At 64.1% G+C, this 12,032-nt stretch carries 13 protein-coding genes; 3 read left to right on the top strand and 10 right to left on the bottom strand.

From position 1 onward, the window contains the following. Positions 1 to 63: 63 nt before the first annotated feature. From ACX17K_RS03955 to ACX17K_RS03910, 10 genes are all read right to left on the bottom strand, one after another. The gene (locus tag ACX17K_RS03955) at positions 64 to 792 is read right to left on the bottom strand and encodes a substrate-binding periplasmic protein (protein WP_493773785.1); all 729 of its coding nucleotides are present in this window, start codon (positions 790 to 792) and stop codon (positions 64 to 66) included. Positions 793 to 937: 145 nt separating this feature from the next. After that, positions 938 to 1,183: a DUF6868 family protein gene (locus tag ACX17K_RS03950; RefSeq protein ID WP_493773784.1), complete on the bottom strand. Its 246-nt coding sequence runs from the start codon at positions 1,181 to 1,183 to the stop codon at positions 938 to 940. An 85-nt stretch (positions 1,184 to 1,268) separates the two neighbouring features. Then, positions 1,269 to 2,168, bottom strand: coding sequence for a 4-deoxy-4-formamido-L-arabinose-phosphoundecaprenol deformylase (locus tag ACX17K_RS03945; protein WP_347370895.1), 900 nt, complete (start codon positions 2,166 to 2,168; stop codon positions 1,269 to 1,271). 39 nt (positions 2,169 to 2,207) lie between these two features. Then, on the bottom strand, positions 2,208 to 3,011 hold the full coding sequence (locus tag ACX17K_RS03940) for a GrpB family protein (protein ID WP_493773783.1): 804 nt from the start codon (positions 3,009 to 3,011) through the stop codon (positions 2,208 to 2,210). Between the two features lie 309 nt (positions 3,012 to 3,320). After that, on the bottom strand, positions 3,321 to 4,364 hold the full coding sequence (locus ACX17K_RS03935; protein WP_231150022.1) for a bifunctional UDP-4-keto-pentose/UDP-xylose synthase: 1,044 nt from the start codon (positions 4,362 to 4,364) through the stop codon (positions 3,321 to 3,323). 49 nt (positions 4,365 to 4,413) lie between these two features. Further along, a complete protein-coding gene (locus tag ACX17K_RS03930; RefSeq protein ID WP_493773782.1) occupies positions 4,414 to 5,331 on the bottom strand; it encodes a formyltransferase in 918 nt (305 codons plus the stop codon). Further along, positions 5,328 to 6,278, bottom strand: coding sequence for a glycosyltransferase (locus ACX17K_RS03925; RefSeq protein ID WP_231150024.1), 951 nt, complete (start codon positions 6,276 to 6,278; stop codon positions 5,328 to 5,330). Before ACX17K_RS03925 ends, ACX17K_RS03930 begins: the two co-directional genes overlap by 4 nt. 5 nt (positions 6,279 to 6,283) lie before the next feature. Next, positions 6,284 to 7,408, bottom strand: a complete 1,125-nt coding sequence (locus ACX17K_RS03920) for a DegT/DnrJ/EryC1/StrS family aminotransferase (RefSeq protein WP_493773781.1) — start codon at positions 7,406 to 7,408, stop codon at positions 6,284 to 6,286. Between the two features lie 18 nt (positions 7,409 to 7,426). Continuing rightward, the gene (locus ACX17K_RS03915) at positions 7,427 to 7,798 is read right to left on the bottom strand and encodes an SMR family transporter (RefSeq protein ID WP_021476900.1); all 372 of its coding nucleotides are present in this window, start codon (positions 7,796 to 7,798) and stop codon (positions 7,427 to 7,429) included. A 39-nt stretch (positions 7,799 to 7,837) separates the two neighbouring features. Beyond that, on the bottom strand, positions 7,838 to 9,499 hold the full coding sequence (locus tag ACX17K_RS03910; RefSeq protein ID WP_493773780.1) for a phospholipid carrier-dependent glycosyltransferase: 1,662 nt from the start codon (positions 9,497 to 9,499) through the stop codon (positions 7,838 to 7,840). 342 nt (positions 9,500 to 9,841) lie between these two features. On the opposite strand from ACX17K_RS03910, the gene ACX17K_RS03905 reads away from it, so the two are divergent. From ACX17K_RS03905 to ACX17K_RS03895, 3 genes are all read left to right on the top strand, one after another. After that, a complete protein-coding gene (locus ACX17K_RS03905) occupies positions 9,842 to 10,069 on the top strand; it encodes a hypothetical protein (protein WP_493773779.1) in 228 nt (75 codons plus the stop codon). A 72-nt stretch (positions 10,070 to 10,141) separates the two neighbouring features. Further along, the gene (locus tag ACX17K_RS03900; protein WP_493773778.1) at positions 10,142 to 11,140 is read left to right on the top strand and encodes a hypothetical protein; all 999 of its coding nucleotides are present in this window, start codon (positions 10,142 to 10,144) and stop codon (positions 11,138 to 11,140) included. A 25-nt stretch (positions 11,141 to 11,165) separates the two neighbouring features. Beyond that, positions 11,166 to 12,017: a hypothetical protein gene (locus tag ACX17K_RS03895; RefSeq protein ID WP_493773777.1), complete on the top strand. Its 852-nt coding sequence runs from the start codon at positions 11,166 to 11,168 to the stop codon at positions 12,015 to 12,017. The last annotated feature ends 15 nt before the right edge of the window (positions 12,018 to 12,032 follow it).

Raw genomic sequence — 12,032 nt, 5'->3', positions numbered from 1 at the left:
GCCGGCCGCGTGGGATCTTGGCGTTTGGGGCAGGTATCTGCGGGAGACGGAGGAGCGTCGGGGCTATCGCGCCGCGTCCCCGGCCGGCAGCCGGGTTGGCGTGACGATGTCGTAGCGTTGGGCCAGTCTCAGCAAGGTGCCGTCGCGCCGCATCGCCTCGATGGCAAGCCGCCAGGGTGCCAGCTCGGCTTCGGGAATATTGCGGGTGGCAGCCAGATAGGTGGTGCAACGCAGCTGCACCTGGCCGCGCCGCAATCCGCTCGGCGGCAGGCCGGCTTGCTGCTGGGCGTAGCGGGCGCTGTTCCATGCCGCCAGCCAGGCGTCGATATGGCCGGCGGCCAGCTTGCGGGCGTTGAGGGTTTCGTCGCCGGCCAATTCTATCGTCGCGCCGGGCAGCTGCTTCGCTAGTTCCAGGCCGACGGAGTCCCGCACCACGCCGATGTGTCCGCCGCCGGATGGCGGTTTGCCGACGGCCGGGCCTATCAGCAGAAACTCCTCGTCGACCAGCGGAGCGACCCAGCGCAGCAGCGGTTCCCGCTGCGGGGTGCGGCAGGGCGGCACGATCAGCGCGCGGGCCTGGGCCGAGCCTATGGTGAGCACCCGGCTTAGCGGCTGCACCGAGATTTGCAGCGGTTGGCCCAGGCGTCTGGCGGCTTCCTGCGCCACCGCCACGGCAAAGCCCTGAGCCGGCGGCGCGGCGAGAACATACGGCGGCGCGATGCCGCCGAGCAGGGAGATCGCGTGGGCGGCGGGGCCGGCCAGGCAGAGGAGGAAGCCGCAAAGCGCGCGCATCGGCGGTGCTCGACCGAAGGACATGGCTGAAGTGTAGACCACCGTCGGCCCGCGCCTTCCGGCGTCCGCGTCCTCCATGGCGCGAGCGGCTCGGCCCGCGAATGGATGCAAGGGCTTGGCTTGGGCGATGCCAGTGGGGCGGATGTCAGCGGGATGCCAGCCACAGCGCCAGCAGCGGCGCCAGGTTGAACACGAACACCAGGATCTTGTACAGGCCGATGCCGCCGTAGTTGAGCAGGTCGAACGCCGGCTCGGATAGGTTGAACCAGCGGGAGTGCAGCCGGTACATCCAGCCGCGGCGGAAGAAAAACAGGCAGAACCAGAGAATCAGTACGGCGTAGTGGAAGGCCAGGCTGGCCAGCAGCAGCCGTTCGGCGTAGAGGATGTCCATGGCGGCGTTTCCGACTGGAGGAGGCTTTCAGCATAGCCCTTCCATGCGAAACGCCCCGCGCGGGCGGGGCGTTCGGGACGATGGCTCAGGCCTGCAGCGCCAGCGTGCCGCTGCGGCCGGGAATCTCTCCCATCACCACCCGGCCGGACGGCAGATTGGCGAGATCCTGGCTGTCGAACAGATCGACGCAACTGACCAGCTGGTAGCCTTGCCGCTTCCAGCCGTCGAGCAGGCGGTCGAACACTTCCATCAGCCGCATGCCTTCCAGCTCCGCGTGCAGCGTGTAGACATGGCCGGTGGCGGTCTCGGCCTCGGTCAGTTTCAGCAGATGCTCGTGGACGTTGTCGTTGCTCAGGCCGTCCAGGCCGATCAGCTCGTCCAGCGTCGGCAGCGTGGTGGGCAGCTGCGGCACGCCAAGCGGCCGGCCGGCGGCATCCAGCGGCTGGAACGGGTGGCTGCCGCGGCCATCGGACGCGTAGCGCATGCCCAGCTCCTGCTGGTAGGCCAGCGCCGCGTCGTTGATCTGCCAGCCGGCGGCGCCGTGGGTGCGGGCCTCTTCGCCGAAGATTTCGCGGAAGCGCCTGGCCGCCTTGTGCATCTCGGCGCGGGTCCAGGCCGCGTCCTTTCCGGCGACGTGATCCTGCCACTTGATGTGGTCCCAGCAATGGATGCCTACCTCGAAGCCGGCGTCGCGCACGCCGCGGAGCAGGGCCGCTTCGCGGCGGCCGATGTCCGGGCCCGGCAGCACGGTGCCGTACAGCAGCGTGCGGATGCCGTAGTGTTCGACGACGGAGGTGCGCGACACCTTGGACAGGAAGCCGGGGCGGAACACGCGCTTGATCGCGCGGCCGGTGTGGTCCGGTCCCAGGCTGAACAGGAAGGTGGCGCCGGCGTCATGCCGCTTTAGCGCCTCCATCAGCCGCGGCACGCCTTCGCGGGTGCCGCGCCAGGTGTCGACGTCTATCTTCAGGGCGAGTTTTTTCATTGTTATGGCAGGTTCAAGTATTCGGAATCGCTGGCGAGTTTACCGCGCGGCGGGCTTGCCGTGCGGTTTTCCGGCCGCCATCGCCAACACGGAGGCGATAAATCCGCTCTTCGCGTCAGTGTACGCGGCGCGGTTGCCACTGTGATCGTAAGCCAGTCGCCGCTTCAGATCGGCATATTGCCCGGCCAGCCGTTCATCGGCGCGCAGCGCGTCGCGGAAGGCCAGCTTGTCGCGCCGGAAGGCGCTGCCCAGCGCCACCGCGTGCAGATGGACTGCGCGTGGATGGGCGGCCGGTTTGGCGAAGTAATGCCGATCCGCCATGGCGGCGGCCATCTGCGGCTGAAGATGGAAGCCTGCCGATTTCAGAGCCTGGATATACGGCGGGATGTCGTTGAGAGCGGGCAGTCCCAGCATGATGTCGATGATGGGTTTGGCGGCGAGGCCGGGCACGGCGGTGCTGCCGATGTGCTCGATCACGCAGGCGTCGGCTAGCGGGCCGAGGGCAAACAGGATCGACTGACGCTCGGCTTGGAAGCGTTGCGGCCAGGTTGGGGAGTAGGGCGCGACGTGGATACGGCGAGTCATGAAGGAGCGTTTCTGTCGGTGTGGTGAGCCTGCTTTCAGCAGGGTAAACGATTGCCCGCTTGATGGAAGAACGAAATGGAATCCGCTGCGCGGATGATGATTTTCACGGCGGGGCTGCCCGCCAGGCAGGCCGGGGAGCTGTTTCGCCAGCTCCCCGGCACCCCTAGGCGACCCCTGCGGCCCGAGAAACCCCGGCGAACCAGTCTTGCGCCAGGCGCCGCCGATCAAAAAGCGGCGGCTTAACAGCCCCTGGCCCAAGATTGCTTCGCCGGCACGGGCCGAAGGGGATCAATTGGCGGGCCGATCAACCGCTTGTTATACCGAGCATGGCATGAGCGGCGGCGTTTCCCGGGACTGACTGTCTTGGCAGGCCGCGTTAGCAGCCCTAGGCCAGAGTGTCGGGGAGCTGGCGAGACAGCTCCCTGACCTGCCTGGCGGGTAGCCCCGCCATACAAATATCTGTCCGCGCAGCGGACACAATAGGGGTTGTTCAGGCATGAAAAATGCCGTCCACCCCTTGCGGGAATGAGCGGCATTTCGACAGGCCGAAGTTCGGCCTGCTCGATATTACTCCGACAGGTCGCGGCTGGCCGCCACCTGGTCGCGGTAGTAGTCGTAGATGCCGCGCAAGGCGTCGGCCATCGTCACCGTCGGCTTCCAGTCCAGATCGGCCATGGTGTTGGCGATCTTCGGCACGCGGTTCTGAACGTCCTGGTAGCCATTGCCGTAGTACTGGCCGGAGGTGGTTTCCACCACTTGCACCTTGTCGGCGTTCAGCTGGTATTCCGGATAGACACGGGCGAGATCCAGCATCATTTGCGCCAGTTCGCGGATCGAGTAGTTGTTGACCGGGTTGCCGATGTTGTAGATCTGGCCGGAGGCCTTGCCGTCCTTGTTCTCGATGATCTTCATCAGCGCGCTGATGCCGTCGTCGACATAGGTGAAGGCGCGCTTCTGGTGGCCGCCGTCGACCAGCTTGATGGTCTCGCCGCGGACGATGTGGCCCAGGAACTGGGTGATCACGCGGCTGGAGCCTTCCTTCGGCGTGTTGATGTTGTCCAGGCCGCCGCCGATCCAGTTGAACGGGCGGAACAGCGTGTAGTTCAGGCCTTCTTCCATCGCGTAGGCGTGGATCACGCGGTCCATCAGCTGCTTGGAGCAGGCGTAGATCCAGCGCGGCTTGTTGATCGGGCCGTAGATCAGCTGGGAGTTTTCCGGGTCGAACTCGGCGTCCTGGCTCATGCCGTAGACTTCCGAAGTGGACGGGAACACCAGGTGCTTCTTGTACTGCACGCACTGGCGGACGATGGGCAGGTTGGCCTCGAAGTCCAGCTCGAACACGCGCAGCGGGTTGTTGACGTAGGTGGACGGGGTGGCGATGGCCACCAGCGGCAGCACCACGTCGCACTTCTTCACGTGGTACTCGATCCACTCCTTGTTGATGGTGATGTCGCCCTCGAAGAAGTGGAAGCGCGGGTGGTCCTTCCACTCGGCCACGCGGTCATCGTGCATGTCCATGCCGTAGATGTGCCAGTCGGTGGTCTCGATGATGCGTTTGGTCAGGTGGTGGCCGATGAAGCCGTTCACGCCCAGGATCAGTACTTTTTTCATTGGATGTCCTCAACCGCCCGCGGGCGGAAAATCGAATTCGGTAATCGGTTCACAACGCCAGCGCGTCGGCGGCGACGCGGGCGGCGAAGTTGTCGGCGGTCAGCGGCTGGCCGGCCAGCTCGGCCTCCAGCACCGCCAGGCGGCCGCCGTCGGCGCAATGCAGCCACAGGCGGCCGTCGGCGCAGCGCAGCTCGGCGCGTTCTGTCGGTACTGCGCTGCCCGCCCGCAGCGTTTTCCACAATAGCAGGCGGCCGGCGGCGGTGTCGGCGAAAGCGCCGGGGAACGGCCGGGTCAGCGCGCGGGCGAAATCGTGCAGCCGCTCGGCCGAGGCCAGCGCGTCGATGCGGCCATCTTCCGGCTTGCGGCCGCCGAAGTAGCCGCCCAGGCTCAGGTCCTGCTGGACGTGCGGCGCGTCGCCGGCGATCAGGCCGGGCAGGCTGCGCCACAGCACCATTTCGGCGGCGACGGTCACCTTGGCGAATACCTCGTCGGCGGAGTCGTCCGGCAGGATGGGCACCGCCATCTGGTCGACGACCGGGCCGTTGTCCGGCTTGACGTTCATCTGGTGCAGCGTGGCGCCGGTTTCGGTCTCGCCGTGGATGACGGCCCAGTTGATCGGCACCCGGCCGCGGTACTTGGGCAGCAGCGAGCCGTGCATATTGTACGCGCCGCGCCGCGCGGCTTCCAAGAGCGGCGCCTTCAGCATGTGGCGGTAGTAGAAGGAGAACAGGAAATCGGCCTGGCAGGCCTGGACCTGCTCCACCACTTCCGGCGCGTTGGGATCGTCCGGCGTGATGACCGGGATGCCGTAGTCGCGGGCGGTCTGAGCCACGCTGGCGAACCAGATGTTCTCGTTCGGGTTGTCCTGATGGGTGACCACCAGCGCGACCTCGACGCCGCGGCCGATCAGCGCCTTCAGGCAGCGCACGCCGACGTTGTGGTAGGCGAAGACGACGGCGCGGCTCATGCCTGGCCCTCTTTCCGCTCCAGCACCGCCTGGATCACATAGCGCGGACGCGAGCGCACTTCCTGGTAAATGCGGCCGATGTATTCGCCCAGCAGGCCGATGCCGAACAGCGCGAGGCCGATCAGGAAGAACGCGAGGGCGAACAGCGTGAACACGCCGCCCACTTCCGGACCCAGGATCAGCCGGCGCAGCAGCAGGTAGACCACCAACAGGCCGGAGCCGGCCGACACCGCCATGCCCATCAGCGAGAACCATTGCAGCGGGACAATGGAGAAGCCGGTCATCAGGTCGAAGTTCAGCCGGATCAGGCTGTACAGCGAGTATTTGGATTCGCCGGCGAAGCGCTCCTCATGGCCGACGACGATCTCGGTCGGGTGCTGCGAGAACTGGTAGGCCAGCGCCGGAATGAAGGTGTGCAGCTCGTTGCACTGGTTGATGGTGTCGATGATGCGACGGCTGTAGGCGCGCATCATGCAGCCCTGGTCGGTCATCTTGATCCGGGTCAGCTTCTCGCGCAGGCGGTTCATCGCCCGGCTGGCCAGGTGGCGCCACATGCTGTCGTTGCGCTGGCGGCGGATGGAGCCGACGTAGTCGTGGCCCTTGTCCATCTCGGCCAGCAGCAGCTGGATGTCTTCCGGCGGATTCTGCAGATCGGCGTCCAGCGTCACCACGCGCTCGCCGCGGCTGTGTTCGAAGCCGGCGAGGATGGCGCGGTGCTGGCCGAAGTTGCCGTTGAACAGCACCACGCGGGTGACGTCGGGGCGCTGGGCGAACTGGTCGGCCAGCATCGCCGCGCTCTTGTCGCGGCTGCCGTCGTTGATGAACACGATCTCGTAGCGCAGGTTCAACGCGTCCAGCGCCGGGTACAGGCGGTCGAACAGCGCCTGCAGCACGTCCTGCTCGTTGTAGACCGGGATGACGACGGAAAGGTGGATGTCGGTATTCATGTATCTCAGTGTAAAACGGCGCGCAGCGCGGCGCTGAAGGTTTGGCAGACGCGGAGCACGTCTTCGTCTTTCATCGCGGGGAACAGCGGCAGCGTGACGGTGCGCGCGCCGATGTCTTCGGCTGCAGGGTATTGTCCTTCGGCGTAGCCTTTGTCGCGGAACAGCGCGAACAGGTGCATCGCCGGGTAGTGGACGCCGACGCCGATGTTCTCCGCCTTCATCCGGGCGATGAACTCGCCGCGGCTGACGCTCATCCGCTCCAGCGGCAACAGCGGCTGGAACATGTGCCAGTTGCTGTTCACAAAGTCTTCCGGCGGCAGTTCGCAGCCCAGCGAGCGGTCGAAATGCTGGAAATACAGCCGGGCCAGCTCGCGGCGGCGGGCGTTGAAGCCGTCCAGCTGTTTCAGCTGGCCGAGGCCGATCGCCGCAGCGATGTCGGTCATATTGGCCTTGCCGCCCAGCACGTCCACGTCCATGGTGCCGTCCGGCAGCCGGGTGACGCCCTGCAGCCGTAGTTTCTCGAACAGCCGCGCTTCTTCCGCATTGTTCAGCACCAGGCAGCCGCCTTCGCCGCTGGTCATGTTCTTGTTGGCGTGGAAACTGAACGACACCAGGTCGCCGCCGCGGCCGATGGCCTGGCCGTTCCAGCTGGCGCCCATGGCTTGGGCGGCGTCTTCGACCACGCGCAGCTTGTGGCGGCGGGCGATGTCGTACAGCCGGTCGCGGTCCACCGGCAGGCCGGCCAGGTCCACCGGGATGATGGCGCGGGTGCGCGGCGTGATCGCGGCTTCGATCTTGGCCAGGTCGATGTTGCGGGTGGCGGGATCGGCGTCGACGAACACCGGCGTCGCGCCCACCTTCAGGATGACGTTGGCGGTGGCGATCCAGCTCAGCGGGCAGGTGATGACCTCGTCGCCGGGGCCGATGCCGGCGATTTGCAGCGCCATTTCCAGCGCGGCGGTGGCCGATGCCGCCAGCCGCACCGGGCGGCCGCCGCAGAAGGCGGACAATTCGGCCTCCAGCTGCTGGCAGCGCGGGCCGGTGGTGATCCAGCCGGAGCGCAGCACTTCGCCGACGGCGGCGATGGTGTCCTCGTCTATCGCGGGACGGGTAAAGGGCAGGAATTCCATGTCGGACCTTTGCGAAAATCAGCTGCGGGCGACCAGCACCACGCCGACGATGATGACGGCGATGCCGACGAGTTTTTGCGCGGCCAGCGCTTCGCCGAACATCCAGTAGGCCAGGAGCGCGTTGACCACGTAGCCGATGGACAGCATCGGGTAGGCGACGCTGACCTCGACCCGCGACAGCGCCATGATCCACACCACTACGCTGATCGCGTAGCAGGACAGGCCGCCGATGATGGGCAGGTTGGTGGCCAGCGACCAGGCGGTCGGCCAAGCGTTGGCCAGCGAGAAGTCGAAGTGGCCGATCTGGCGCACGCCGGCTTTCAAACACAGCTGCGCGGCGGCGTTGAGCAGCACGCCGAACAGTATCAATCCGAATTCAATCAGTTTCATGCATTCATTTCCAGAACAGACTCCCCTCTCCGAGAGGAGTTAAGGCTTGGCCACCACCATCCGCCGCGGATCCTGGTAGATCACCTTCATCGGCAGGCCCTGCTTTTGCAGCTCGCGGTAGGTGTCGTCGCCCAGCATCGCCACCGCCTTGGGCGCGGCGCGCCAGCGTTCGGCGAATTGTTCGAGGCGCGGCATCCAGCGTTGCGGCTCCTGCCCCTCGCCGAACTCGAACTCGTCGACGAAGTCCACCAGCGTCACCGGCCGGCCGACATAGTAAGGGAAGGTCTGATCGTAGTAGCGGACCGAGTAGATTTCGCTATCCGGCGTCAGGTAGGGCTGGATCTGCGCGACGATTTCCTTGCTGCCCTTCAGGCGGCCGTAGCTGTCGTGGCCGCTGGCCGCCAGCGTCACCGCGATCAGGCTGCCGAAGGACAGCGCGGCCAGCGCCGCCAGCATCCGCTTCTTCCCCAGCGCGCGCCAGGCCAAGGCCGCCGCGATCAGGAACGCCGCCGCGCCGGCGGCGATGAAATGGGCGAAGGGCAGGATCACGTCCGGCGGCGAGTCGACGCTGGCGAAGCGGCCGGCGAACGGCCAGGCGGCCAGCAACGCCAGCCATAGCAGCGCAGGCAGCAGAATGTGTTTCTTCAGCTCGGCCGGCTGCATCCGGCTGAGGCTATGGGCCAGCATCAGCGCCAGCGCCGGGAACATCGGCAGGATGTAGGACGGCAGCTTGGAGCTGGACTTGCTGAAGAAGGCGAAGATGAACACGCACCAGATCAGCAGCAGGCGGCCGATGCGCAGGCCGGCGGCGCGGTCGGTCCAGGCATCCTTGACCATGCGCGGCAGCAGCGTGGTCCACGGCAGCAGGCCCAGGATCAAATAGGGCACGAAGTACCACGGCGCGCCGGTGCGCTTGTGCTCGGTGGTGAGGAAGCGCTCGAAGTGCTCGCGGATGAAGAAGAAGTGGGCGAAGTCCGGATTGCGCTCCGAAACCAGCACGAACCACGGCGCGGTGAGCGCGAAGAACAGCGTGAGGCCGCTGAGCCAGTGCATCCGTTTCCAGAATGCCCATTGCCAGTTGACCAGGCTGTACAGCACCAGGGTGGCGCCGGGGATCAACAGGCCGATCAGGCCCTTGCTCAGCGTGGCGCCGGCCATCGAGGCCCATACCAGCCACATCGCCCAGCGGGTTTCCTCGCGGCCGGCCTCCTCGCGTTGCGCCAGCAGGAAGCCGCACAGCGCCACGGTCAGGAAGAAGCTGACGCCCATGTCCAGCGACAGGAAATGGCTGTTGGCGACGATCCAGGCCATGCCGCCGGCGGCCAGCGCCGCGTAGCGCCCGGCGTCGATTCCCCACATCCGCCGCGCGGTCAGCGACACCGCCGCCACGCTGAGGAAGCCGGTCAGTCCCGGCCAGAAGCGGGCGGCGAATTCATTGACGCCGAAGGCGGCGAAGCTCAACGCCCCCATCCAGTATTGCAGGATGGGTTTTTCGAAATAGAGCAGGCCGTTGAGGCGGGGCGTGATCCAGTCGCCGCTGTGCAGCATGAACAGCGAGATCGTCGCGTAGCGGCCCTCGTCGGCATGGATCAGGCCGCGGTAGCCCAGGCTGCCGAACCAGATCAGCGCGAACAGCAGCCATAGCGCGGTCTCGATCTTGCGGGAAATGGGGCAGGGATGAATAGCGGAAGTCTGGCTCATCGTAAATGAGAGGATGGCGTGTGCTTAGTGGTTGTACCAATCCGCTAGGATACCTCATCCCCCACCCTTTGTAAGTGTGCGCTGTGTGACGAGACAAGCTTGCGCTTGGGTTCGTTGCTTCTGGCGGCGGCGCATGGCGATGCGATCGTAGTTGTCGTTGCTGCCGGCTTGCTGCTTTGCCTGGAGTAACTGGATTGCACTTTCAAGGGTGAAGGCTTTCCGCACTGATGCAGTTTGAAGCAGTAAGAAATTCGTTGACTTAGTCATATGTCATAAATTAGTATTTTTTTGCGCTATTGATTGCGCACAGTGTGAATAATTCGAAAAACTTAGGAGAAATACATGAAAAAAGTACTGATTCCCGCATTGCTGGCGGCTGCATCCGTTATGAGCGTTGCCCCGGCGCAAGCTGCCGCGAAGAGCACGGTGGTCGCCTCGGTGGAGCAAGCCGTGCACCACGGCGCTCAGGAAAACCAGCAACAGCAGCAACAACAGCAGCAGCAATCGCTGATTGGAGAGGACGGCGGCGTGCTGTTGCAATCCGTCAGCAACAGCGGCTTTGACGCCTAAGGCCGAGAAGTAACTGAGAGTGGGCCACCTTCATGTGGCCCATTTGATTTCTTAGGCTGGAGACGTTGGAACTTGAGCGCTACGCAGCTGTTTTACCTATTGAAATGGGAGGCGGGCACACCTCCTATGGTGGACGATGTGCTGGTCGCGCATCTGCATAAGATGCGTTCTTGGACCAGAGAGCTCTTCTGGTTCGCATCCTGCAATGGTTTGGACCATGCCTGGCAGACGAATCGCGATGTCGAACCTGATGAGCGAACGCTATTGGATCCTTGGGTATTCCATCAGCTCAAGGAGGCGACATCAGGGCTGAACGAGCATGGTTGCCGGGCGGCGATCCAGGCCATTGCCGCCGCGGAGAAGCGGGATCGCGCGCCACGGATGCTGGGCGATTCGATAGAGGTGGATTTCGATAGCGACATCTGCCGTCGAATGGAAATAGGCAGCAGCACAATGTCATTGCCGGCCGAGGCGTTCAGCGATGAACAGCGCGAGCGGGTTTTTGACAAGCTGCAAGCCGCGCTGGCGATGATCGATGCCGCGGCCCCCTTGGCTGGGCGTTTGATTCGCAATGCGACGCGGACAATCATTTGCAGAAAGCATTCACTGGATATCCTGGCGGCGGAAACCGATCCGAACGATATCGGCGAGTTGAGGATTCTGAATCCGCAGCTTGATCGCTATACCGTGGTGGATCTTGTGGATACGTTGATTCATGAGTCGCTGCATAATTTTTTTGCGATGTATGAGCTGCAGCATGGCTCTTTCGTCGCTTACGAGCAGTCCGCGCAGTTGCGACCGGTTTCGCCTTGGTCGGGCAACCCCATTCCTTACAATGCGTTCACGCATGCCATTCTGATTTACTTCGCGCTGTTCCATTTTTATCTCAAGTTGTATCGGACGAGCGCCGAATTCGACAGGCGCCGGGTGGAAAGCCTGCTGGCGAAATGCGCGCGCGGATTCCGTCTGGAGCATCTGGATGCTTGCCTGCGCGAGTGCGGCAAGTCTCCTTCCTGGCTGTTTGATTTGTACCGGGTGATGTCTGACGATGTCCGCGCCGCGTATGCCTGAATGAAATCTTGAAAGAGGACGTGGTATGAAAAGAATGGCAGTTCTTTTCTCGCGGCATGCGCAGGATGAGGTAGTCAATTCCTTGCTGCGGATGGATGTCGCGTGGGAGTTGGAAGCATTGGCGGCGGAGGACATGCTGGCAGGCGTGTCATGCGAGGTTGACGACCGCGGGCTGTCTTTCCTGCGGGGCGCGCGTTCAGGAGCCGTCGTCCCGGATGGCGTCTTTCTGATCAACCGGCTTTTCATGAGCCAGAAGCTGTTTGAGTTGGCGTCGGGCGATGCGGTGGCCGCGCAGACGGAAATCGAGGTGTATTTTCGGCAGGCGTTGGCCGAGGTGGCGTCTTGTTCCTCCCGTCCCGGCATGTATGCGCTGTGCGGGGATTATTTGCCGTTATTCCTGCAGTGGAAGCGAGCGCGGAGCCTGCCGTTTCCTTTGGCCACGCCGCGATATGACTATGCGTTTGGCAGATCGTATCCCGAGGTCCGTGATTTTTCTTCTGTGGTGTACAAGTCGCCATTCGATTCGCGCAGCTGGAAACCGAATAAGCAGCCGGATGCCTTGTGGCATACCTTTTCTGTAGAGCGTCCCGAAGGCGTTCCGGTGGCATGCGCGGTGCTGGGCGACGGCGTCTTATTCCAGCCTTGCGGTGACATCGCCATTCCTTCCTGGCTTGGCGAGGCGAGTGTGGCGATCACGCGCGCATTGGGCGGCTGTTTCGGGGAAATTCTCTATTTTATCAATGGCGAAAGCGTTTGCTTTGCCTCGTTCAGCCATTTCATATCCAGCACCTGGGATACAGGGCGATTCGATGCGCTGTTGAGGGCATTCTGCGATAAGCAGCGGTGCGCAGTGGCGGATGCGGGGGGGCATGGGTGAGGCGCGGCCTGCAAT

The sequence above is a fragment of the Chromobacterium sp. INPA-IVC genome, from assembly GCF_059047085.1.
The sequence above is the reverse complement of the archived record's forward strand: the minus strand, read 5'-3'. Positions and strand labels throughout refer to the sequence as shown.

Coding starts and splice junctions, on each gene's coding strand:
- ACX17K_RS03910 (WP_493773780.1), bottom strand. CDS start 9,499: ATGAGCCAGACTTCCGCTATTCATCCCTGCCCCATTTCCCGCAAGATC.
- ACX17K_RS03915 (WP_021476900.1), bottom strand. CDS start 7,798: ATGAAACTGATTGAATTCGGATTGATACTGTTCGGCGTGCTGCTCAAC.
- ACX17K_RS03930 (WP_493773782.1), bottom strand. CDS start 5,331: ATGAGCCGCGCCGTCGTCTTCGCCTACCACAACGTCGGCGTGCGCTGC.
- ACX17K_RS03925 (WP_231150024.1), bottom strand. CDS start 6,278: ATGAATACCGACATCCACCTTTCCGTCGTCATCCCGGTCTACAACGAG.
- ACX17K_RS03945 (WP_347370895.1), bottom strand. CDS start 2,168: ATGAAAAAACTCGCCCTGAAGATAGACGTCGACACCTGGCGCGGCACC.
- ACX17K_RS03895 (WP_493773777.1), top strand. CDS start 11,166: ATGAAAAGAATGGCAGTTCTTTTCTCGCGGCATGCGCAGGATGAGGTA.
- ACX17K_RS03920 (WP_493773781.1), bottom strand. CDS start 7,408: ATGGAATTCCTGCCCTTTACCCGTCCCGCGATAGACGAGGACACCATC.
- ACX17K_RS03950 (WP_493773784.1), bottom strand. CDS start 1,183: ATGGACATCCTCTACGCCGAACGGCTGCTGCTGGCCAGCCTGGCCTTC.
- ACX17K_RS03935 (WP_231150022.1), bottom strand. CDS start 4,364: ATGAAAAAAGTACTGATCCTGGGCGTGAACGGCTTCATCGGCCACCAC.
- ACX17K_RS03905 (WP_493773779.1), top strand. CDS start 9,842: ATGAAAAAAGTACTGATTCCCGCATTGCTGGCGGCTGCATCCGTTATG.
- ACX17K_RS03955 (WP_493773785.1), bottom strand. CDS start 792: ATGCGCGCGCTTTGCGGCTTCCTCCTCTGCCTGGCCGGCCCCGCCGCC.